The organism is Flavobacterium sp. P3_A6 (assembly GCF_056403035.1).
The window spans coordinates 1-22,848 of the sequence record NZ_JBFUGG010000025.1 but is presented as its reverse complement, the minus strand read 5'-3'; the positions used below and the strand labels follow the sequence as shown (position 1 = coordinate 22,848).

The following is a 22,848-nucleotide window of genomic DNA, read 5'->3' as shown; positions in this document are numbered from 1 at the left end:
TTTTAGGACAAGATATTCTGCTTATTTTTATTTAAGTGGTTCAGCAATTCCGATTAAAATCCCTTCAGGTCCACGAATGTAGCAAAGTCTATAAGCATCTTGGTATCGAACCACTTCTTCGACAAGTTGTGCGCCATGTTTGTAAAGCCTTTCCAGCGTATCGTCTATGTCGGCAACTGCAAACATAACGCGTAAATAGCCTAAGGCATTTACTGGAGCGTTGCGGTGATCTTCTATTATTTCAGGATTAATGAATCTCGATAGCTCGAGTCGGCTGTTTCCGTCTGGGGTAACCATCATTGCAATTTCTACGGATTGATTACCAAGTCCCGTTACGCGACCAGCCCATTCGCCCTCAATCATTGCTCTTCCTTCTAATTCCAGACCGAGTTCAAGAAAAAAAGAAATAGTTTCGTCAAGAGATTCTACCACAATTCCGACATTGTCCATTCTAAGCAAATTATGTTTTGTCATGGTCTAAAATTTATGTTTAAACGATTTTCTTTAAGCTGCATATAATTCCTCTGCGCACGCGCATTCCACATGTGCCTATTGCAATATAATTAGTTGCTTATGTTAGTGTTCATGAGCGGGACACTAGCATTAGTGGGGGTGTTTAACGTCAGTTCAACATTAGTACAAATACCAGATAGAATCACAAATCCTGAATTTTGATCGTCAGTCCCGCTATTATCAATATGGATGTCAGCGGTTCGTTATTTTTCTTTGTTAGTTATTAATTTAATCCTCGTGACCATAGTTCAGCCATTCCGTTAGCGGCATTTTTATAATCTGTTAGTTTTGCTTTTCGATTCCTTTCTAAACAATAGTCATTATCTGTATTAAATAGTGATTTTGCAAAATCTCGTCCTGATAAGGTTATGGCAGTTGTTTTTTCAAATCGAATATTTTTATATGTTTCAAATGACTCTCTCAAAGTTTCAAATGTTGATAATTGTTTAGCCAAATGCCAAGCGTCTTCTATTGCCTGACAAGCACCTTGTCCAGAGGTTGGTAAAGAAGCGTGGGCGGAATCCCCCAATAAGCAAACATTATTTTTAAACCATACAGGATTTGGGTTATGGTCAAAAATGGGAATGCGTTTTATGTTCGTTTCTTGTGTTTGTTCTAATACTGTTTTTATTAATGGCGGCCAATGTTGAAACATTTTCAATAGTTCACGTTGGTTTGTAGGCTCTGTATTATTACTGTTTAATGGCAATGCTTTGCAACCTGCCCAATAGACTTTGTTTTCGCTAATTGGCACTATTCCAAATCGTTCGCCACGACCCCAATAATCCAGTACATTATTTCCCGTTGGCAAAGGGTTGCCGGTCTCAAGAATGCCGACCCAATTTATATAATCTTGATAAATGGGTACATTACTGCTTTGAACATATTTTTTTGCGATAGAATTCATTCTTCCATCTGCCCCAATTATAATATCAGCTTGGATAGTTGAATTGTCGTCCAGCCGCAAAAATGAATTTCCGTTGCCGTTATCTTCAATACTTGTAACAGTACTATTATTTTGCAATTCTATCCTTAATTCAGCTGCTTTCTTTTGCAATAAACTTTGTAATTCCGATTTGCTTACCGCATAGCTTGGAAAGCCTATTTTTTCGTCAATTTTTGCAATGTCAATTCCTCCCAAATAATCACCGTCCTCTGCCCAGCGCTGCATTTGGTCTAGTCTTCCTCCAAATAACTTTACATTATCTAAAAGACCAAGCTTGTTTAAAACCCAGCTTGCATTTGCCCAAATAACAAAACCTGCACCAACCGATTGCATTTCTGCTCTTCGTTCATAAATAACAATATTCGTAAATCCTTTTTGTTGTAATGCGATGGCAGTAGTCAGGCCTCCAATTCCTCCGCCAATGATTGCAATTTTTGATTTTCTATCCATTTTTTAATGCGTAATCTGTTTAATGTTTGTTGTCGTTTTACATTTTGGCACCACAGGGAGTTTGGTACTAAACTAATCTCATTATTTGGATTTGCCAAATCATCTCAAATCCGTTGTAGCTGTTATGGGCTGGTTGTTTTTGTCGAAATTATGATTTTAATCACAAACTTTTCAAGTTTCTGTTGGCAGATTCCAATCTTTACGTTTTTACATTGTAAAATTTATTCGGAAACAAATGTCGGTTTGGAAAAGTTATTAATTGGTGATAGGAGGAGGAACAGGAAACATTTTATCAAACTCATCAAATTTTATTTTCCTATCTATCAGTTTTAATTGTTTGTACTTTTGTAAATTATCCATCCATTCTTCAAATTTCCAAAACTCTTTCGGACCTTTACCACCATGAAGCATTAATCTCTTTTTGTCAATTGAAAAAGCTATTGTTGTTCCATCTTCTATTTGGTTATTTGAAATGACAGAATCCTTGATAGGGAATTTAAATTCGCAGATTAAACTATCTAATATTTTTTTCTCATTCTGTTCGAGTATAAAATAGTTTAATACCTTTTGTCGAAACGGATTATCGTTTAAATAGTAAACTGTATCTGAAGAATTAAATTTTAATCTATAGATCATTTTAATATTTCCTTTTGAATAAGTAAAGTTTGTATAACAGCTTTTCTTTTCCTTTTTACAACTGCAGAATAAAACTAATATTATTATTGAAACAAGTTTTTTCATTTTTGAAATATTATTTTTTGCCAACTGTTTATTTTCTGATTGTTTTCATCTGCGTAATTTCGGGACAGTTAGCCCATAACGTCAGTCTGTGAAAAAACTAAAATCAGCCTCTTGAGAATCTTATATTTGAGTTTTTTCTTTGATAGCCCTCCGAATACTTTCTGAATTTTAAGTAGTTTTTTCAAAGCCTGACGTTCTGTTACTACAGCGGGTTTGGTACTAAATTAATCCCTATTTTCGGATTTGCCAAATCATACCAAATACAAAACCAACTTTCCATTAAGCCAATTGCCCAAATCCGTTGTAGCTGTTGCCAGTAGTTTATATTATTCATATTCTGGTACTAATAACACTAAAAAATCGATAACTAGTGATACAATTTCTCCATCTTTGTCAATTCCCCAATATGAAGGATACATTCCGTCTCCGTAACCTGAATGAAACATAGTTATATTTAATTCCGAGTTGGGAAGTTGAAAGTTTATCCAATCTCCATAATCCGTTGAGTCATTTTGATCTTTTGCATTTTTCTTAAATTCTGCTGCAAAAAAGTCGTCATAAATATTCCCTTCGGGATTTGCTTTCATAAAGTCCGATTCAAACTTTTGATATTCTTTACCAGATTGAAAGTCATAAAAGCCTCCTAATCCAGCGTCAACGGGGAATCCGAAATAATCGGCTTCATCTGTCAATTCGTTAATATCATCTTCTGCTCTCAAAGCCATAACCCATTTTACGGCTTTTTTGTTGCTAAATTCAAGTTTTGCGACAGCATACCTATCTCCAGATTCTTTTGTTTTTGCTACATAAATTTTGACTGGATATTTACCTGGTTTAACTGTTCTTGTCAGAGGTGTTGTTTCGGAATAAACCAATGGGTCACAAACCACAATTTGTCCGCTCGGAACATTTAGCATTCCAATTTCAAGTACCTCAATTGGTGTTTCTTCAACTTCTTTATTGTCAAAAATCAAATTATAATCAGCGTGAGAAAGCACTTCGGTTTTCTTTTCATTTTTTTTCTTAAACAGTCCAAACATTTCTTTTTGTGATTCAGTTTTTTTGTCAGATAAATTACAGGACAAAAAGTTTAGAATTATTCCGAATATTAATAGTTTTCTCAATGTCTCTTTAAATTACTGGCAATCGTTTATAGGCCTGACAAAATCCGACTTATCTACCCAAAATAGGAGTGCTATGTCTGATAAACATCAGCGCTTATTTATTTTCAAATGTATAAAAAAAGCATTACAAAATTTTAATGGTTTTCACTTTGTTATGCTTCAAAAAGTATTGCAAACGAGTTTTTTGAAATAGTTCTTAGAATGATAAATCTTTTCTTAGTGTATTGTCCACTCAACAAAATTCCTGCTGTTACATTGTTAATTTATTCTTTTTGGTTGTAAGGAGTATAGTTTTCCCACCGCCACGGAGTGTAAATATCGCCAATAGCACTTTCTAATAATTCTTTAAAAATACTCTCAGCGTTGTCACTATTGCTCATGATTATAATTCCTTTTCCTGTTTTTGGAAAAATAATGGAATAATGCTGAAAGCCATCACCATGTCCTTCCTTGAAAGCACCTGTTCCGTAGGGAGATTTGAGCAATACCCAGCCAAGTCCATAACCCAAATCAATTCCGTCATTTGCGTCAGAATCTTTTAAGCGCATTGACCCAAACTGAGCTATTGATCTTATTTTAATTTGCTGCGTGAACATTTTTTTAGTTGCAGAGGCTGATAATAATTGGTTTTTAAGTACAGCTGTGGTAAAAAGTATATAATCTCCAAAGGTCGTTTCTAAAGTACTGGCAGATCTCGCCTCGTTATCTTTATCTTTTTCATACAATTTTCCGTCTGTGTTGTGACCAATGCAATAATCTTTTTCAAATTCTGGCTGCCATGTGTAAGAAGAATTATTCATTTTCAAAGGGTTAAAAATGTTTTCCYTCATCATTTGTTCTAGAGGCTTATTTAAAAGATGTTCTAATACGACTTGTAAATAAACCAATCCTTCGCCAGAATAACTATATCGTGAGCCAGGAGTTGTTTTAACTCTCAATTTTTGGTCAGGTTCATCCCATCGCCAGTTTGGAAAACCAGACGTATGGTCTAGGCACATTCTTGCGGTTATTTTCAGGTAAGTCGGGTCGCCTTTTAAATCTTCGTAGTTATCATGCCATTTATTTTTTCGTTTATACTCAAAAATAGGCTTAGGTAAATATTCCTGCAGCGGTTTATCTAAATCAAGAATGCCTTTTTCAACAAGCCGCATGACCATTACGGCAAATACCGGTTTACTTAAGGAAGCGCCATAAAAATTGGTCTCATTTGTAATCGGCTCTTTTGTGACTGCATTTTTATATCCAAAAGTCTTTTTGTATACGGGTTCATTATGGTTAAAAACTGCTACAGCCAAACCATGTACATTTGCAGCTTTCATCAGCGTTTCGATTTTAATATCCAAATCGTTTTCCGAAATTTTAGTTTTGTCAAGCCTTACGATTTTCTGCCCTACACAAACAAACGTAAGGGGAAATAGCAAAAAAAGAATAAACCAGTGTTTTTTTGTTAACATAATGCGGATGTTTAATAGTGCATAATCTGTGATTTGATAAAATCTCTCTTATCTGCCTAAAAGTTGGATGCTATGGCTTATAACTGTCAGCGTTTATTTATTCTCAAATGTATAAAAAAAGCATTACAATTTTTAATGCTTTTTACTTCGAAATAAAGTGAAAAGTATTGGTAATGAGTTTTTTGAGTTAGTTCTTAAAAAGATAAATATGTCGCCTAGCCCCGATGGAAGCAAATATCCTTTTGTCTCGTCCTCAAACGAGACAAAAGATATGGCGTACAGCGGGAGTGAAGCTGTTATGAAAAACTATAGCTATGCTCCTAAAAAAAAAAACACCAGCCTTTCGACCAGTGTTTGTGTATGCCTTTTTTGTTATTATAATTTGAAAGTTTTAATCATGAGCCAAATCTGCCAGCAGTTTTTTATCTCCCACAATCCATAGGATATCATCTTTTTCCAGAATGACATTCGATTCTGGGTTTAAGAAACGTTTTCCTTTTTTTTCGATGCCTACAATTACTCCTTTTGTTTTTTCACGAAGCTTAGATTCTTTGATGCTTTTGCCATGAAAAACATGGTTTTTTAATTCAATTTGGCGCAAAACAATATCTGGCTCGACTATTTCGGGAGATATGTCCATTTCATGCTTTTCTAGATATTTTTTGAATTCCTGCACTTGAGCATCGGTTCCAATAACGCAGACTTCATCGCCAGGGAAAATGCGCTCGTTTGCCTCGGGAATGTGTATCATCACTTCGCCTCTTTTTATGGAAACTATGTTAATGCCTAAATTCTCCCGGATTCGTAAAGCTTTCAGCGATTCACCGGCAATATTTGATTCGGCAGCAATATCAAAAAATGCCATGTGTCCATCCCAAGGCAATAAATCGCTTCGGCTTCTTTTGGCTTTAGCAATCTCCCGGTCGTTTAAATTGGCTAGAAAATGATTTTMGATTTTATGATATTGTATGTGTAACTTTCTTTGAAAAATTAAATAGATTATCACTGCAATTATTAATGCAATTAAGGCAACTTTTGGGGATAAAAATATATTTAGCAGTAAGCCAATAAAGAATACCGACAGTAAAATACGAACGAAAAACAGCATGGTCAATGGTCCGCGTGATTTACGGTCGTGCATTAACTGTTCCACCTCGGCGATAGCCACACGCCGAAAAGCAAGCGCCCATAAAAATGGTGATAATATTACAAGAATTATCAAAGCCCCCAGAGAATTTCCTAAATGGTAATCATTTACTAATGGGAGAATAAATCGGGAAGAAAGCAGAATAATAGCAAGAATAATGACCACAAGTACAATGACCTGAATCAAAAAGGCATTGATGACCGTTTGCCATAAACTTACTGTTTTTATCGCTTGAGTGCTGGCAGAGTAGCGTTCAATCCGTTTCGTCCATTTACGGGGCAGTTTATGGGACAAATATTCTGAAAAAGGAAGTGAATATTTAATCATAAAGGGAGTAGTAAAAACGGTTACAGCCGATACTGCCACTACAATTGGATACAAAAAAGTATTCGTGGCTTTTAGCGTCACTCCCAAAGTAGCTATGATAAAAGAGAATTCCCCAATTTGGGATAAACTCATTCCCGTTCTGATGGAATCTTTCAGTGGCTGTCCTGATAATAAAGCGCCAAGAGTAGAACTAATGGATTGTCCAAAAATAGTGACTAGGGAGAGAACAATCACAGGTATGTAGTGCTCGTATAAGGCATCGGGATTAATTAACATACCTACAGAAACAAAAAATACAGCACCAAAAAAATCTTTCACTGGTTTTATCAGATGCTCAATATGTTCGGCTTGGGTTGTCTCGGCAATTATAGACCCCATAATAAAAGCACCAAGTGCTGGTGAGAAGCCTGCATTTGCTGCTAAAATAACCATCATCAGGCAAAGTGCCAATGAAATGATCAGCAGCATTTCGTCTGTGAGCAGATGCTTGGTTTTTTTGAGTAAGGTAGGTATAATGAAAATACCGCCCAAAAACCAAAGCACAAGGAAAAATAACAGTTTTAACACAGACATTAAAAGTGCGCTTCCAGAAAACTGATTGCTCACTGCTATTGTCGATAATAAAACCATCATTAAAATGGCAAGAATGTCTTGAACAATAAGCGAACCAATAACGATTCCGGCAAATTTCTGAGTTTTAACGCCCAATTCGTCAAATGATTTTAAAATAATGGTCGTCGAGGATATCGAAAGAATCACACCAAGAAATATACTGTCCATCGTAGGCCAGCCCAGCCATTGCCCTACACTGTACCCGATGAGACACATGCTTACAATTTGAATTCCGGCTGTGATGGAGGCAGTGCCGCCGACTTTCATTAGTTTTTTAAAGCTAAATTCCAATCCCAGACTGAATAATAAAAAGATGATCCCAATTTCTGCCCAAACTTCAACACTTTTAATGTCCTTTATCGTTGGGAAAAAATCAAAATGATTCCCTGCCAAAAAACCGGCAATCAGATATCCGAGAACCAAAGGCTGTTTTAATTTTCTAAAGATTAAAACGGCAATTCCTGCCGTCATTAGTATTAATCCTAAATCGGTTATTAAAGGTTCAAGGTGTTGTGATGTTTCTGCTGCTGTACTCATTTTTTTTTGTTTTAGAAGCTATGTACTTTGTCCGTTCGCTGCGCTCTTGCCGTTCATTAGTTCCAAACACTTGGGTATAATCTTTTATAATATAAGCACTAACAGTAGTTCTTCCGTTCTCTTTGCCAGAGGAAAAAATAATTTTATTCTCCAAAGGCTTTTGGCAGCTGTCTGGGCTAACTGTTATTGAATTTTTTTGGCTTGGATATAAAAATAATACATTTTCGGCATCAAAAGGAATGAAATGTCACTTTAATTTAAGTTATCCAAATCTGAAACGGTATAAAACTTCATATTATTACGTTGAATGTATTTACAAATAAATTCCAGCGTTGCATTTTTTGTCTGATAATCTCCTGTTACATTTTTTACTGTCTTATGACTGTTTAATATCAAAATTTTATCATTTTTCTTGGCATATTCCAATAAGTTCAAAAGGTGAGTTAGATTAAAATGTTCGTGGGTATCATCAACGCTGAAACTTAACACCAATTTAGAGTGGTCGTAATAGCTGTTTTGTGTGGAAGCACTTTCTTCACAAAATGCTCTTCCCCTTATAATTTTAAATTTTTTTAATAAAACGGTGTCCAGTTGTTTAGTTCTTGCACCATAAGGATAGGCAAAAGAAGTAATGTTAAAGCCATAAAAGTTCATTAAATCTATCATGGGGTTTATTTCCTCATGTAAATAGTCATCAATGGTATGTCCTTTTAAAAATTTAACTGCGTTATAGTGGTGGAGTCCATGACCAGCAATTTCATGTCCTTCCCTTTGTAATTCTTGAAGCTTCTTGATTTTTGAATGCCTTAATGTATTTATTTTGCAGACAAAAAAAGTGCCTTTCCAGTTGTATTTTTTTAATTCCTGATCGGTATCATACCATTCGTCTATATATGCATCGTCAAATGACAGAATCACACCAGCTTTAGGAGGCTCAATTTCCTCTATTATTTTTTCAGGTATGTCTTCGCAGTAAAATAAAATGAGTAAAGCACAAAGAAATATAATTTTTAGAATAAAATTCTTACTCATTTCTTTGTGCTTTTTTAATTGATTTTTTAAATTTTTATTTATATCCCTAAGAAATTGCTAGGAGTAATCTGCAGTAATTCTGCTTTGATTTCATCAGAAACATTTAGCGTAGCGATAAAACTGTGAATCGCATTTTTATCAATCACTTCGTTGGTTCTTGTTAATCCTTTCAAGGCTTCATATGGATTCGGGTAAGCTTCACGTCTTAAGATTGTCTGAATCGCTTCGGCAACAACAGCCCAGTTTTTCTCTAAATCTTCGTAAAATTTGGATTCGTTCAATAATAATTTGTTCAAACCTTTCAAAGTAGCTTCAAAAGAAATGATAGTATGTCCCATTGGCACGCCAATGTTTCTCAAAACCGTACTGTCTGTCAAATCGCGCTGTAATCTTGAAATCGGTAATTTAGCGGATAAATGTTCGAAAATAGCGTTTGCTATTCCTAAGTTTCCTTCAGAGTTTTCAAAATCAATTGGATTCACTTTGTGTGGCATAGCCGATGATCCAATTTCTCCTGCTTTGATTTTTTGCTTGAAATATTCCATTGAAACATACGTCCAAATGTCTCTGTCCAAATCAATAATTATAGTGTTGATTCTTTTTAAAGCATCAAAAAATGCTGCAAAATGATCATAATGCTCGATTTGTGTTGTTGGGAATGAATGGTGCAATCCTAAGTTTTCCTCAACGAATTTGCTTCCAAACTGTTTCCAGTCAATTTGCGGGTAGGCTACGTGGTGTGCATTGTAGTTTCCAGTAGCTCCGCCGAATTTAGCAGCAAACGGAATGTTGAACAATAAACGCATTTGCTCTTCCAGGCGCTCTACAAAAACTGCAATTTCTTTGCCTAAACGGGTTGGCGATGCCGGTTGTCCGTGTGTACGGGCAAGCAGAGGAACATTTGCCCATTCTTGGGCCAATTCCTTTAATTTGGAAATTAGGGTAATTAACGATGGCATGTAAACTTGTTCAAACGCATCTTTTGTCGAAAGCGGAATCGCAGTGTTATTAATGTCTTGAGAAGTTAATCCAAAGTGGATAAACTCTTTATATTCGGATAATCCCAGTTTTTCAAAAGCATCTTTAATGAAATACTCAACCGCTTTTACATCGTGGTTGGTTACTTTTTCGGTTTCTTTTATCCAAAGGGCATCATCGGTAGAGAATTTTTTATAAATGTTGCGTAAACTTTCAAATAAAGAAGAGTCAACGTTTTTTAATTGTGGTAAAGGAATTTCGCATAAAGCAATGAAATATTCGATTTCAATTAATACGCGGTATTTGATTAAAGCTTCTTCAGAAAAAAAAGGAGCCAGGGATAATGTCTTATTTCTATAACGGCCGTCGATTGGTGATATAGCATTCAATTCGTTTAGAGTAGTCATTTTTTTTGTTGTTTTTTCGAAAGGCACAAATATAATGAGAATTTAGGGATTAGGGGGTATGAAATTTAAGGTTTGATAAAGAAATTAGTGATATAAAAGGATTCAATTTGTTAATTTTAAAGAATTATTAGGCAAGGGGAAATATTTTTGTGTTTTTTGCCAATAATCACGCTAATTAGTTTTTAAATAATGCAAAAACAAGAAGTATCAATATTTTGGTTTCGACGCGATTTACGCCTCGATGATAATGTAGCGTTGTATCATGCTTTGCAATCTGAACATCCTGTAATTCCAGTGTTTATTTTCGACACTGATATTCTGGATAGCTTACCAAAAAATGATGCTCGTGTTGGTTTTATACACGAAACACTTCAAAAAATAAACTCACAGCTCAATGTCATCGGAAGTTCTCTTTTAATCAAAAAAGGGACAACAAGCGAGGTTTGGAAATCTCTTTTCGATGAGTTTACTATTTCGGCAGTTTTCTTCAATAAAGATTACGAACCCTATGCTATCAAAAGAGATTTGATCATTGCAGTATTAGCAAAAGCAAATAATGCGCTCTGTTTTTCTTTCAAAGACCAAGTCATTTTTGAAGAAAAAGAAATCATCAAAGCCGATGGATTGCCCTATACTATTTATACGCCGTATAAAAATAAGTGGTTGGAAAAATACAAATCAGATGTACCACTTCAAGAGTATGATACTCAAAATTATTTTTCCAATTTCCATAAAAGTGTTTTTGATTTCCCAAGCTTAAAGCAAATAGGTTTTGAGGAAAGTAAGATAAAAGTAAAGCCATACAATTTAACACAGATTGCAAATTACCACGAAACTCGCGATTTTCCTGCTATGGACAGCACTTCGTATCTTTCGCCACATTTGCGTTTTGGAACCGTTAGCATCCGAAAATTAGTCAATTGGGCAGTTCGAAAAAACAATGTTTTCTTGAGCGAATTAATATGGCGGGAATTCTTTATGCAAATTCTATTTAGTTTCCCAAAAGTAGTCACCCATAATTTCAAATCGGCTTATGATGGAATTCAATGGCGCAATAATGAGGAAGATTTCAAGCGCTGGTGTACAGGAACTACTGGTTATCCTATGGTCGATGCAGGAATGCGTCAGCTCAATGAAACGGGCTATATGCATAACAGAGTGCGTATGGTAGTGGCGAGTTTTCTATGCAAGCATTTGCTGATAAATTGGCAATGGGGCGAAGCTTATTTTGCCGAAAAATTATTGGATTATGATTTATCGGCCAATGTAGGGAACTGGCAGTGGGCAGCTGGAACAGGTTGTGATGCATCCCCTTATTTCAGGGTTTTTAATCCTGATATCCAGCTGAAAAAGTTTGATGAAAAAGGCGTTTATATCCGTAAATGGATACCCGAATTTGATTTGGGTTACATTGAACCTATGGTTGATCATGCTTTTGCCAGAGATAGAGCTATCGCTGTTTATAAAGCGGGAATTTTGAAATGATTTTCGAATATGATTTCGAAGCGTAATGCCTAGCCCAAATGGCCAAATTGTTCTCGCAATTACCTTTTCTTTTCCTTTAAAAAAGAAAAAAAGGAACGAATAGATAGAAATAGTTTATAATCACTCAAAAAAATGATATTTTAAGTGTAATTTGTGTATAAAGACCTCATGTTTAACTTCTTATTAATACTGTTAAAAAAAGCATTGGCATATATTTGTATTGTAATTGATTTCCTCAAATTTTTTAAAATTATGCAAAAAAATGTTTTAATAACAGGCGGTACTGGTTTTATCGGTAGGTATCTAACTGAAAAGTTATTGGAAAGAGGTTATAAAGTTTCAATATTGACCAGAAGCATCAAACCAAGCACAGAAAACATTTCCTATTATATTTGGGATGTTGCGGCACAAAGTATTGAGGAATCTGCTGTACGCAATGCCGATTATATAATCCATTTGGCTGGCGAAAATATTGCCGAAGAAAGATGGACTTCCAAAAGAAAAGCTGAAATTCGAGATAGCAGAATACAGTCTGCGAAATTGATTTATGATACTTTAAAAAAACTGAATAAAAAAATCGATGCTTTTGTTTCGGCTTCGGGTGTTGGGTTTTATGGGGCGGTTAATGGCGAAGGCATTTGTACTGAAAACACATTGCCTGCCAATGATTTTGTTGGAACTGTTTGTCAGGAATGGGAAAAATCGGCCGATTTGATGGCTGGTTTAGGTATTCGTACCGTAAAGATACGTACTGGTTTAGTATTGGGAAAAAACGAAGGAATATTAAAAAAACTAAGCCCAATTTTTAAAAGAGGTTTTGGCAGTGTTTTGGGCTCAGGAAGGCAGTATATGCCTTGGATTCATGTGCATGATTTGTGCATGATGTATATTGAAGCCATCGAAAACAAAAAAATGACCGGTCCCTATAACGCTACGATTAATGACAGTACGACGAATTTAATTTTCTCTAAAGAGTTAGCGAATTCTTATGGTTTTTCGATTTGGCTGCCCAATGTCCCAGCTTTTTTAATCCGATTAATGCTAGGAGAAAGGGCATCACTGCTTTTGACAGGAAGAAGGGTTTCTTCGGATAAAGTTAAAAAACTAGGGTTTAGATTTCAATTTAAAAATCTAACAAAGGCATTGAAAAACAGCGTAAAATAAAGGTTAAACCATTAGTTTAAAATACAGAGGATTTGCGTATTCACGGTTTTTGAAATTTTTGCAATTACAATATTTGGGATTTCAATTTTAAAATCATCCGTGTTCAATGTGAAATTGGAGTTTATTTGGATTCCGTTGCCTGCCTTTTTAATTTTCGCAAGAACTGTAATCATTCGTGATTGTCCGTGAATTGTTATTTTTCCTATTATAAAAAAATCTTTCTCTTCTTCGGTAATTTCCTTCAGGTCAAATTTTTCGATAACTCCTTTAAAAGTAGCTTTGGAATAGCGGTCGCTTTCCATGTAATTGCTATTAAAATGTTCCTGCATCAAATCTCTTTTGAATTTGAATTTCTTGATAACTACCGTAAAATTTATTTCCTTTTTATTTGGGATAAGTGTACAGTTCACGTCATCATTTTTAGCCTCCACGGCTTCAAATAATGGCACTGATGCTTCAAAGTAAATAGCACATTTGGATGAGCTGAATTTGTTTTGTGCATCAATGGGGCAAAGTATTAATAATAAGGCTAATAGAGTAAAGTTTTTCATAATCTTTTCTATTAAAGGTTTGTACTTAAAGTTACGATATTTTAATGACAACAGTCTTAAAATTGCGCCAAAAAAAGACCAATATTGAAAGATAAAATCTTTCAATATTGGTCTTTTTCAATTAGATTTTAATGCCTTAAACTGAAGTTGGATCAGTACTTTTTTTCTTCTTCAATGATGCCAAAAAACAAATCTTTCTTCTCCGAAATAATTTATATTTTTCAGCTGTATTCAACTAGAATCTTAGCCGCTTAGCGGCTTTAGAAAAAACTAATCTAATTCAAGCTTTATATTGTATTTTTTTAAGCCTTCAAGGGTTTCTTTTGCAGTATAATTGAAAACTTCCTGGTGTAAGTCGCGTTCTTTTTTTAGCGATATTTGTTTTAATGAATTGCAGAAACGTTTTACATCTTCAAAATTAGACAGAATTAAGCCGGGAACTGGTACGCTGTTACCTTCGTTATCTTTGGCCACCATGGTGAAATAGGAAGAATTACAATGTTTTTTATGGCCAGTCTGAATGTTTTCGGCTTCTACGCGAATGCCTACAACCATAGAGCTTTTTCCAACATAATTTACTGAGGCTTTCATCGTCACGAGTTCGCCTACTTCAATTGGTTTTAAAAAATTCACAGTATCTACAGAAGCCGTTACACAATAATTCCCGGAAAATTTGGAACCGCAGGCAAATGCTATTTGGTCTAAGAGTGATAAAATATAGCCACCATGAATTTTTCCGCTAAAATTGGTATGTGAGGGCAGCATCAATACTGAAATGCTGACATGAGATGAAGCAACTGTTTTGTAAATTTTGTCCATAGATTTATTTTTGGTAAAAGACAAGCTGTCTTTAATTGTATTGGTTAAATTGAGTAGTTGTGTTTATAAATCATAATCTAATTTAAAAGAGAACTTTCATCAGTTTCAGCTCTTTTTAAAATACTTTCAGGAAGTGCTTTCTTAGCTTTGGCTCCCATTTTTTTAAGTTTTTCGACGCTTGTGATGAGGTTTCCTTTTCCTTCCACTAGTTTATTCATGGCTCCTTGATATTCAATTTTACTCTCTTCGATTTTTTTGCCAATTTTTATTAAATCGGCAACAAAACCTTCAAATTTATCATATAATGCACCAGCTTGTCTAGCTATTTCAAAGGCATTTTCCTGCTGTTTTTGGTTTGTCCACATACTGTCAATCGTACGTAAAGTTGCCAGTAGGGTAGAAGGAGTTACAATCACGATGTTTTTTTCGAAAGCTTTGTTGTATAAGGTAGTGTCTTCGTTAAGAGCCAATGCAAAAGCGGGTTCCATAGGTATAAACAGCAAAACAAAATCAGGGCTTTCTATCTGGTATAAATCATGGTAATTTTTGCCTCCCAATTGATCTACGTGGCTTTTTATCGAATTGACATGTTCTCTTAAAAAAGGTTTCTTTAAATTTTCATCTTCTTCATTAATGAATTTTTCATAAGCTGTTAGGGAAACTTTAGAATCGACAATCATCTTTTTTCCATCAGGAAGATTGATGACAACGTCGGGGAAAACACGATTACCTTCCTCTGTAGTATGACTTTGCTGTACATGATATTCTCTGTCTTTTTCCAATCCTGATTTTTCTAAGACACGTTCCAGAACCAGTTCGCCCCAGTTTCCCTGCATTTTGCTGTCGCCTTTTAGTGCCTTGGTCAAATTCAGGGTTTCTTTGCTCATTTGAGCATTCATTTCGCTCAAGCCAAGTATCTGTTGGCGCAAAGCGGCATGGTAGTCAATACTTTCTTTGTGTGTGTCTTCAACTTTCTTTTCGAATAACTGAATTTTATCTTGTAATGGAGTCAAGATATTTTTCATGTTTTCTTTGTTTTGCTCAGTAAATTTATTCGATTTTTCGTCTAATATTTTATTGGCAAGATTCTCAAATTCTTTAGTGAATTTTTCCTGCAGTTTTTCAACTTCTTCTTTTTGTTCCTTGTTGCGTTCCCAAAGATTTTCAAAATCTACTTCTTTTTTAGAAAGCTGAATGGCTAAACTGTCCTTCTCATTACGGATATTCTCTTTTTCAGAATGGGTTAATTCCAGCTGTTTTTCGAATGTCTTTTTATCCAATAAAAACTGTTCTTTCTGTTGGTTCAATTGAGAATTCAGGGCGATTAATTTTTCTTCCAGACTTACTTTTTCCGATTGAAATCGGGCAGAAAACAGAAGTTTGCCAATGAAAATGCCTATTGTAAGCGCAATAATAAAAACCACTAGTAGAGGAAGAATTGTTAACATAGATGTTTCTTTTTTAAAAATGTAAAAGTACGCATTAATACGTAGTGCTTAATTTTAAAAAATGAAATTTCACGAATTATTAGAAATCCAGTGCTAAATCAACAATTTCAACTTTTTTTTATATCATCACGCAACCATTTTAAAAATGAGTCATCTTACTAGTATACTAATTAATTAAAAAGTAAATATGAAACGTTTTATTATAGTAGCCCTGATAGCTTTTAGTTTTTCTTCCTGTACAGATTCATTAGGCGATAATGCTCAAAATTGTGGTGATGTCAGAAATGTTGCTTATGAGAATTTTAAATATTGCGGACAGCCAAAAGAGAATCCAACGAAGCCTATTTATGTACTTATAAATTCAAATGAAGAACTGCAAAAGCATTTTGCCCCTTGTGACCCCTTTGGTCCTCTGCCTGATTTTACCCAAAAAAGAATATTAGGACTTTTAGCAGGACCAAAACCTACGTCAGGCTATGATATAAAAATCCAATCTGTAATTGAAGACGATTGCCAAATTTTGGTTCAGTACTCTGAAAAAGTGCCTAGTGTTGATGAAGTGGTGCTTCAGACAATCACGTATCCTGCAGATTATATAGTGCTTCCAAAATCAACTAAGCCAATTTTGTTCTCCAAAGTCAATACAGATATTGATTATGCTATTGTTGGCACTTATTTCGGAGAATGTACTGGGGCGGAATGCTATCAGTTTTATAAAATCGAAAATCACAAAGTGCTTAAGTATTCAAGTGTGCATAATTTTCCTGTTGAGTTTAATAGAACTGATTATAAAACATTAGTTTTTAGAGATGATTATGCTGGTTTTATTTCAAAAATCCCAACCGAAATAAAAAACTTAAAAGGACAGACCAAAACATTCGGTTCACCAGATGCTCATGATCAAGGCGGTGTTTACTTAGAGTGGAGCCAAGCAGGAGTTGTCACCAAAATATATTTGGATAATGATAATACTGCAGATCAAACTGCTGAAGTTATTGCATTCAAGAAAGTGATTCAGGACAAAGTGGCTTTGTTAAAAACGAAATCATAATATATTTTGATTCCGCTGAATTTAGGTTTAGCGGAATCATCGTTTTTTTTAAATGAGGTTGTGCAAATGCCTTATAACTATTAAATAACCAAGTGTAACCAAATAAAAACCAATATATGAGAAAAATATTTTTTATTTTTTTTATAATTTTTACTGTTTCTTCCTGCACTTATGAGGATTCCCGTTTTAGACGAATTTCCAAAGAGGAAGCTATGGAAAGCTGGGCTTGGAAAATTTTTATTTTTACAGATGAAGGTGAATTTCAATCTGTTGATCCAGAAGTAAATAAAATTCATAATAGTATCGAAGAGAAACCTATTTTTGCAGAGGATATTTGGAAAATGAATCTAAAAGACGATTTGTTTTTTAAAAATTATGAAGTGGCGTTAGAAGATAAAGCTGACTATGCCAATTTCGAAATAACCAAGAAAAAAAAATAATAAACCAACACCAGAGAATTCTTGAAAGAGAACTTAGACCAGTATATTAGGAAATGTGCCGATAATGACCGGGAAGCGCAACTGAAAGTGTATCAGTTGTTTTCTCCAGTTCTTTATGGGCTTTGCCTGAAATATATGCGGAATGAAGATGACGCCAAAGATGTTTTTCAGGAAGCCTTTGTAATTGCCTTTCAAAAAATAGGACAATACAAATTTGAAGGAAGTTTTGAAGGTTGGATTAAGCGTATTTTTATCAATAAATTATTAGAGACGTTAAAGAAAAAGAAAAAAGGAGTTTTGTTTTTGGATGTTTTTGAAACTGATATCGCAGCCGAAGAAGAATTAGAATTAGCACCCATTGAGCAGGAAAAATTATTAGAATATATTCAAGAATTGCCAGATCAATACCGAATGGTTTTTAATTTGTATGTTTTCGAAAAAATGAAACACAAAGAGATTGCAAAGATGCTTGATATAAGTGAAGGGACTTCTAAATCAAATTTAAACAGAGCCAAGAGCATTTTGAAGAAAAAAATATTGATGGTATTAAATTGTAAAACAGCATAAAATTGAAATTCTGTTAAGGTAAATTAATAAAGCCAGAAGGTTTCAAAAAAATATAAGTGCGCATGAAAAATAAAGAAGCAAAATCTGTTTTTTCTTCATTGGAGAACTTTTCAAGTACTCCGCCACCCGAGTTATGGGATAAAATAGAAGCTCAATTAGATAAACCTAAAAAGAAGAAGCGTGTAGTTATTTGGTGGTGGACTGCTGCATGTTTAGTCGCGGGACTTTCTCTTCCAACTATTTGGTATGTTAATTCCAATCAAGGGAATGATCAGGAATTAATTATAGGAAATGATGCGAACGGAGTTGTTTTGCAAAATGACTCAAAAAATAATAGAAATACCAATGAGAATATAAATAAAAATGAAAGCACCATTGAAAAAGTATCTTTAGGAGAAAAAGGAAATCATGTAAATGAGGCTAAGAATGAAAATGTGAATAGTAAAGAAACCCGCATTTCATTAACTAATGCTAATTCGGCAACTGCCAAAACGATTCCTATTCCTGTAGTTTCTTCTAAAATAAATGATTCTAAAGGCTTTAAGAATTCAAATAGTAAAAAAAATAATCAGTTAATTGCTGAGGGCAATAATAAGCCGCAATCGGATGCAATTGCAGCTAATAAAAACACAAAGGCTGGCAGTTATAACATAGCTTCATTTGTTGGGGCAAACAATTTTTCTCAAAGCAGTTCAAATGGAAATGCTAAAACGATAGCCAGTTCTGATAATAGCGTTATTTCTGAATCGAAATTAAACAAGGAAAGTGTAAAAAGCGCAAACTCTAAATCAGCACTGATTAATCAAAATCCTGAGGCTTCCGGATTTAGTACTAATAAAACAATTGCCGAAAATACTAGTGCGAAAGATTCCCTTAGCAAAATAAAGAAGGAAGTAGCTCAATTAGAGAATGCTTTGGCTGAATTGGATAAGGATAAAACTAAGAAAAAAACAAATTCGGAAGTTATTGATAAATGGTCGCTTCAAGTTTTTGCAGGGGTTATGGGATCTGAAAATTACGGCAAAGAAAAAGCATTAGGAAATACAGTGGCCTCAAAACAGTCAAACGGTTATGGGGTAAAAACCAATTATAAACTGAACAAAAAATGGGCAGTAAGTTCAGGATTCAAAATTAATGAGCTTGGACAAAAAATAAATGAAGTTGCTTATTATGAACGAAGCGCAGAGGCAAGTTTTATATCAGGTATTTTGCCTAATAATAATGTAGTGCAGGATAGTCCTTCCAAAAATAATGCGATAGTTTTTGTTTCCAATAATGAAAATTATTTGTTTGCAGCAAATTCTAAGACCAGTACAGGTTTTGAAACAGGAAATGTAACTCAGAATTTAAAATATTTTGAAATGCCATTGGAGGTTTCATATGCTCTTTTAAGCAAAAAGAAAACCAGTATCAGTATGAATACAGGAGGTTTTGTCGGCAAGCTAATTTCTAATGAAGTATTATTGAACGGAAGTTCTATAGGGGAAAATAAAAATGTAAATGAATTTGTTTACGGGACATTATTGAGCAGCACTTTACAATATGAATTCTATAAAAGAACCAAATTTTTCATAGAGCCAGGAATGAATTATTATATCAACCCATTGGAGAATCAGTCTTTCAATCAGTTTCAGTGGATGTTTAATGTTGGTTTAAATGTATCTTTTTAACTTTTTGCAATAATTATTTAATGTGGTATTTAGAATTTTAATTGCGGTAGTGCCGGGTTTTTAATCCGGCATTTTACATTATAAAAAGGTGATATGACTGATTTTTATTTATTGAATTTATCAATATTATATTCAAAATGGATGAATATATAACCAAAATAACAAGATTTTTAGGGTAATTATTCAGAAAAATTAAATTTAGCTTATAAACAAAATCCGAAAGACTTAATTAGTTAAGGATTGCGGATTTGAGGTATACTATATTAGTTCTCTTTTTCGTTAAGAAAATAAATACCGCCTGCAGTTGCAAATACAGATCAAAAGGATGCTTTGTTTTGAAAACAGAATGTGTTGCAAAAAAAGGTCTTGATTTGAGTCAAGACCTTTTTGTATTATTTTAAAAAATGAATTTATTTAAAATTCCATCCTAATGTTAACCCAAAAGCCACAGGTTTAATTTTAGCATCTTTATCAGTACTGTACAATCCATTAGTTTTCCTATCAGATACAGATGTTTGGTTATAACCAATATAGGATTCATTTTTGTTTTGGTCTAAAATTGTACCATATCCACTTTCCAGGAACAGGGCTACATACAACGAATTTTTCGTTGCCATATCAAATGTAAATCCTAACTCAAAAGAACTCATTATAATTCCTTTAGTTTCATAGTTTCCTGATGATGAATAATTATTCTGACGGCCAAAACCATATTCTGGTAAATCGTCAATAGTTAGGTTTACATCTGGATAATAAGCACTACCATTTGCGTAATCCGCTGTTGCTTTAATTTTATAATTTACAGGTAAAAAATATTTAGCTCCAGCTCTAAAATTAAAATCAATACCCTTATTAATATTTGTTTTATATTGGACAAAAAGAGGGATTTGCAGAGCATGTAAAGTTTGTTTTTCTTTATAATTGTTGGTAGTAACGTTATAAACAAATGCCGAAGTGGAAGCATCAACTTCAAAACTAGAAAGTATTACAGAAGACTGAGACAAAGAAACTTCTTGTTTGTATTGTGAAAACTCTAGCCCTGAACCAATACCAAAATGTGTATTTAAAGAATAGATATAACCTGCTTTTACAGCTCCGCCAAGGCGATTACCTGCTTGTATACCAGTAATATCACTCTTAATATTTCCTATTCCCGACTGTATTCCTACATAAAACTGTGCAACTACTCCTTGTGAAATTAAGAAAGCTATAGTTCCAATTATATTTTTAATATTGAATTTCATAGATATAAAATTTATTTTTTAGCAGTCCTATATGTTATTGCCTTTTTACTTATTGATTTTTGCTCACGCAAACTTGTTGTTAATGGCGATTTCATACTTGTTTTTTTAATTAGAATAATCCATCCCCATTCATTAAAAATGAGGATGTCATATTCTATAAATTATTTTAATTTCTCACTAAAAGGTTTTTAGTAAAATATTTACCATTTGCTAAGGTCATTTTTACAATATAAATCCCCTCAACACTTGGAGCTATCATGTCAATAGTATTTTGACTTGTGTTTGTAATAGTAGTCAGTAAGTTGCCTGTTAAATTATAAACCTCAATACGCGCATTTTGTAATCTGTTTGTACTAACATTCGTCATCAATTGGAAACTCGCATTACTTCTAACAGGGTTTGGAACAATTCTTATATACTCTTCTTCCATTGTTGTAGATAAAGTCAACGCACATGTTGTAATTAATGTTCCGTCTAGTTTTGTTGCTACTGCATAATAAGTTCCATTCAAAGCACCACTTTCTTTGAAATATTGTGAAGTTTGTCCAGGAACTAAAACCCCATTTTTATACCAGCTATACGATTTAAAACTCTTAGAACTATTGTCAAAGAATATAATATTTTCAAATTGTTTTCTAATCAGGTTAGGCTGACTAGATACTACTGGTAAAACAACAGCCGGAGCAGCATTGTAATTCATGTTGCCAGGTTGCGAAGCTGTTATAGCTGCAGACCCATAATTCTGGAAAATTAATGAATTATTTGAAACAGTAGTAATGTTAGTATTAGAAGAAGCATAATTTACTGCTAAACCACTATTAGCAACAGCAGTCAAAACAATACTAGTTTCTCCATTACAACCTAATCCCAAAGTCTGATTCCAGGTAATTACCTGATCTGCTTTCGTAATAGTAAAATTTGAGCCATTATACATAATGGAATAATTTCCACCAGCACTTAAGGTACCTTGTGTGATAGCGTAAACACCCACATTCACTCCAGCAGCTCTTGTTAAAGCACCAGTAAAGGCATCACTACCTACCAAACTTGGCGAAACAGTATAAGTAAAAACAGGATCTGTTGTTCCATATACTTTGGTTTGTGAAGTATTTGCTGTTACTGTGATAGGTTTTGCCGTAATAGTAAAATCTTTGCTTACATAAGTAATGTTATAGTTAGTACCTGCACTTAAGTTTCCTAGTGTAATGGCATAGTTTCCAATGTTTTCCCCAGAAACTCTTGTTAAAGCACCAGTAAAGGCATCACTACCTACCAAACTTGGCGAAACTGTATAAGCAAAAACAGGATTCGTTGTTCCATAAACTTTCGTCTGTGATGCAGTTGCCGTTACTGTAATTGGTTTGGCAGTAATAGTAAAGTTAGCACTTACGAAACTAATCGTATAATTAGATCCAGCAGTCAAACTTCCTTGGTTAATAGCATAGTTTCCAATATTTTCCCCGGCAACTCTTGTTAAAGTTCCAGTAAAGGCATCACTACCTATCAAACTTGGTGAAACTGTATACGCAAAAACAGGATCTGTTGTTCCATAAACTTTAGTTTGTGATGGAGTTGCCGTTACTGTAATTGGTTTGGCAGTAATAGTAAAGTTAGCACCTACGTAACTAATCGTATAATTAGATCCGGTACTCAAACTTCCTTGGTTAATAGCATAAGTTCCTATATTTTCCCCAGCAACTCTAGTTAAAGCTCCTGTAAAGGAATCACTACCTACCAATCCTGGTGAAACTGTATAAGCAAAAACAGGATCTGTTGTTCCGTAAATTTTCGTTTGTGATGGAGTTGCCGTTACTGTAATTGGTTTGGCAGTAATAGTAAAGTTAGCACTTACGAAACTAATTGTATAATTAGTTCCGGCAGTCAAACTTCCTTGGTTAACAGCATAGTTTCCAATATTTTCCCCGGCAACTCTTGTTAAAGTTCCAGTAAAAGCATCACTACTTATCAAACTTGGTGAAACTGTATACGCAAAAACAGGATCTGTTGTTCCATAAACTTTAGTTTGTGATGGAGTTGCCGTTACTGTAATTGGTTTGGCAGTAATAGTAAAGTTAGCACCTACGTAACTAATCGTATAATTAGATCCGGTACTCAAACTTCCTTGGTTAATAGCATAAGTT

Annotated in this window: 19 protein-coding genes; 6 read left to right on the top strand and 13 right to left on the bottom strand. The window is 34.2% G+C overall.

All coding sequences use genetic code 11. The annotated features are described in order from the left end of the window. Positions 1 to 27: 27 nt before the first annotated feature. The 8 genes from AC1DVP_RS18450 to purB form a co-directional block, all read right to left on the bottom strand. Positions 28 to 474, bottom strand: a complete 447-nt coding sequence (locus tag AC1DVP_RS18450) for a VOC family protein (RefSeq protein ID WP_477184950.1) — start codon at positions 472 to 474, stop codon at positions 28 to 30. 262 nt (positions 475 to 736) lie between these two features. Beyond that, complete coding sequence (locus AC1DVP_RS18445) at positions 737 to 1,909, bottom strand: FAD-dependent monooxygenase (RefSeq protein ID WP_477184949.1); 1,173 nt, start codon at positions 1,907 to 1,909, stop codon at positions 737 to 739. A gap of 255 nt (positions 1,910 to 2,164) precedes the next feature. Continuing rightward, on the bottom strand, positions 2,165 to 2,650 hold the full coding sequence (locus AC1DVP_RS18440) for a hypothetical protein (RefSeq protein WP_477184948.1): 486 nt from the start codon (positions 2,648 to 2,650) through the stop codon (positions 2,165 to 2,167). A 326-nt stretch (positions 2,651 to 2,976) separates the two neighbouring features. After that, positions 2,977 to 3,690 carry a DUF4241 domain-containing protein gene (locus AC1DVP_RS18435; RefSeq protein ID WP_477184947.1) on the bottom strand — a complete coding sequence of 238 codons (714 nt, stop codon included), beginning with the start codon at positions 3,688 to 3,690 and terminating at the stop codon, positions 2,977 to 2,979. 347 nt (positions 3,691 to 4,037) lie between these two features. Further along, positions 4,038 to 5,228, bottom strand: coding sequence for a serine hydrolase domain-containing protein (locus AC1DVP_RS18430; protein WP_477184946.1), 1,191 nt, complete (start codon positions 5,226 to 5,228; stop codon positions 4,038 to 4,040). A gap of 391 nt (positions 5,229 to 5,619) precedes the next feature. Continuing rightward, complete coding sequence (locus AC1DVP_RS18425; RefSeq protein ID WP_477184945.1) at positions 5,620 to 7,851, bottom strand: cation:proton antiporter domain-containing protein; 2,232 nt, start codon at positions 7,849 to 7,851, stop codon at positions 5,620 to 5,622. A gap of 252 nt (positions 7,852 to 8,103) precedes the next feature. Beyond that, entirely contained in the window at positions 8,104 to 8,883 is a 780-nt protein-coding gene (locus AC1DVP_RS18420) for a polysaccharide deacetylase family protein (RefSeq protein WP_477184944.1), read from the bottom strand. 38 nt (positions 8,884 to 8,921) lie between these two features. Continuing rightward, a complete protein-coding gene (purB, locus tag AC1DVP_RS18415; protein WP_477184943.1) occupies positions 8,922 to 10,268 on the bottom strand; it encodes an adenylosuccinate lyase in 1,347 nt (448 codons plus the stop codon). A 189-nt stretch (positions 10,269 to 10,457) separates the two neighbouring features. Here purB and AC1DVP_RS18410 point away from each other — a divergent pair, with 189 nt between their 5' ends. Together AC1DVP_RS18410 and AC1DVP_RS18405 are read left to right on the top strand one after the other, a co-directional pair. Next, positions 10,458 to 11,753 (top strand): cryptochrome/photolyase family protein, encoded by a 1,296-nt coding sequence (locus AC1DVP_RS18410; RefSeq protein WP_477184942.1) that lies wholly within the window; start codon positions 10,458 to 10,460, stop codon positions 11,751 to 11,753. A gap of 252 nt (positions 11,754 to 12,005) precedes the next feature. After that, the gene (locus tag AC1DVP_RS18405) at positions 12,006 to 12,917 is read left to right on the top strand and encodes a TIGR01777 family oxidoreductase (protein ID WP_477184941.1); all 912 of its coding nucleotides are present in this window, start codon (positions 12,006 to 12,008) and stop codon (positions 12,915 to 12,917) included. Between the two features lie 11 nt (positions 12,918 to 12,928). On the opposite strand, the gene AC1DVP_RS18400 is transcribed toward AC1DVP_RS18405, so the two are convergent. The 3 genes from AC1DVP_RS18400 to AC1DVP_RS18390 form a co-directional block, all read right to left on the bottom strand. Further along, positions 12,929 to 13,468: a YceI family protein gene (locus tag AC1DVP_RS18400; RefSeq protein WP_477184940.1), complete on the bottom strand. Its 540-nt coding sequence runs from the start codon at positions 13,466 to 13,468 to the stop codon at positions 12,929 to 12,931. Positions 13,469 to 13,738: 270 nt separating this feature from the next. Further along, positions 13,739 to 14,287, bottom strand: a complete 549-nt coding sequence (locus tag AC1DVP_RS18395; RefSeq protein ID WP_477184939.1) for an acyl-CoA thioesterase — start codon at positions 14,285 to 14,287, stop codon at positions 13,739 to 13,741. A gap of 77 nt (positions 14,288 to 14,364) precedes the next feature. Next, positions 14,365 to 15,735 carry a DNA recombination protein RmuC gene (locus AC1DVP_RS18390; RefSeq protein ID WP_477184938.1) on the bottom strand — a complete coding sequence of 457 codons (1,371 nt, stop codon included), beginning with the start codon at positions 15,733 to 15,735 and terminating at the stop codon, positions 14,365 to 14,367. 187 nt (positions 15,736 to 15,922) lie between these two features. On the opposite strand from AC1DVP_RS18390, the gene AC1DVP_RS18385 reads away from it, so the two are divergent. The 4 genes from AC1DVP_RS18385 to AC1DVP_RS18370 all read left to right on the top strand — a co-directional run bounded on the left by AC1DVP_RS18385 (position 15,923) and on the right by AC1DVP_RS18370 (position 19,463). Then, the gene (locus AC1DVP_RS18385; RefSeq protein WP_477184937.1) at positions 15,923 to 16,786 is read left to right on the top strand and encodes a protease complex subunit PrcB family protein; all 864 of its coding nucleotides are present in this window, start codon (positions 15,923 to 15,925) and stop codon (positions 16,784 to 16,786) included. 116 nt (positions 16,787 to 16,902) lie between these two features. Beyond that, positions 16,903 to 17,226 carry a hypothetical protein gene (locus AC1DVP_RS18380; RefSeq protein WP_477184936.1) on the top strand — a complete coding sequence of 108 codons (324 nt, stop codon included), beginning with the start codon at positions 16,903 to 16,905 and terminating at the stop codon, positions 17,224 to 17,226. A 21-nt stretch (positions 17,227 to 17,247) separates the two neighbouring features. Next, complete coding sequence (locus AC1DVP_RS18375) at positions 17,248 to 17,793, top strand: RNA polymerase sigma factor (RefSeq protein WP_477184935.1); 546 nt, start codon at positions 17,248 to 17,250, stop codon at positions 17,791 to 17,793. 62 nt (positions 17,794 to 17,855) lie between these two features. Continuing rightward, on the top strand, positions 17,856 to 19,463 hold the full coding sequence (locus AC1DVP_RS18370) for a hypothetical protein (RefSeq protein WP_477184934.1): 1,608 nt from the start codon (positions 17,856 to 17,858) through the stop codon (positions 19,461 to 19,463). Between the two features lie 410 nt (positions 19,464 to 19,873). On the opposite strand, the gene AC1DVP_RS18365 is transcribed toward AC1DVP_RS18370, so the two are convergent. Next, the gene (locus tag AC1DVP_RS18365; protein ID WP_477184933.1) at positions 19,874 to 20,707 is read right to left on the bottom strand and encodes an outer membrane beta-barrel protein; all 834 of its coding nucleotides are present in this window, start codon (positions 20,705 to 20,707) and stop codon (positions 19,874 to 19,876) included. A gap of 166 nt (positions 20,708 to 20,873) precedes the next feature. Continuing rightward, positions 20,874 to 22,848: MBG domain-containing protein (locus AC1DVP_RS18360; RefSeq protein ID WP_477184932.1), on the bottom strand; the 1,975-nt coding region annotated here is incomplete at its 5' end.

Coding starts and splice junctions, on each gene's coding strand:
- AC1DVP_RS18450 (WP_477184950.1), bottom strand. CDS start 474: ATGACAAAACATAATTTGCTTAGAATGGACAATGTCGGAATTGTGGTA.
- AC1DVP_RS18445 (WP_477184949.1), bottom strand. CDS start 1,909: ATGGATAGAAAATCAAAAATTGCAATCATTGGCGGAGGAATTGGAGGC.
- AC1DVP_RS18440 (WP_477184948.1), bottom strand. CDS start 2,650: ATGAAAAAACTTGTTTCAATAATAATATTAGTTTTATTCTGCAGTTGT.
- AC1DVP_RS18435 (WP_477184947.1), bottom strand. CDS start 3,690: ATGTTTGGACTGTTTAAGAAAAAAAATGAAAAGAAAACCGAAGTGCTT.
- AC1DVP_RS18420 (WP_477184944.1), bottom strand. CDS start 8,883: ATGAGTAAGAATTTTATTCTAAAAATTATATTTCTTTGTGCTTTACTC.
- purB (WP_477184943.1), bottom strand. CDS start 10,268: ATGACTACTCTAAACGAATTGAATGCTATATCACCAATCGACGGCCGT.
- AC1DVP_RS18410 (WP_477184942.1), top strand. CDS start 10,458: ATGCAAAAACAAGAAGTATCAATATTTTGGTTTCGACGCGATTTACGC.
- AC1DVP_RS18405 (WP_477184941.1), top strand. CDS start 12,006: ATGCAAAAAAATGTTTTAATAACAGGCGGTACTGGTTTTATCGGTAGG.
- AC1DVP_RS18400 (WP_477184940.1), bottom strand. CDS start 13,468: ATGAAAAACTTTACTCTATTAGCCTTATTATTAATACTTTGCCCCATT.
- AC1DVP_RS18395 (WP_477184939.1), bottom strand. CDS start 14,287: ATGGACAAAATTTACAAAACAGTTGCTTCATCTCATGTCAGCATTTCA.
- AC1DVP_RS18390 (WP_477184938.1), bottom strand. CDS start 15,735: ATGTTAACAATTCTTCCTCTACTAGTGGTTTTTATTATTGCGCTTACA.
- AC1DVP_RS18385 (WP_477184937.1), top strand. CDS start 15,923: ATGAAACGTTTTATTATAGTAGCCCTGATAGCTTTTAGTTTTTCTTCC.
- AC1DVP_RS18380 (WP_477184936.1), top strand. CDS start 16,903: ATGAGAAAAATATTTTTTATTTTTTTTATAATTTTTACTGTTTCTTCC.
- AC1DVP_RS18370 (WP_477184934.1), top strand. CDS start 17,856: ATGAAAAATAAAGAAGCAAAATCTGTTTTTTCTTCATTGGAGAACTTT.
- AC1DVP_RS18365 (WP_477184933.1), bottom strand. CDS start 20,707: ATGAAATTCAATATTAAAAATATAATTGGAACTATAGCTTTCTTAATT.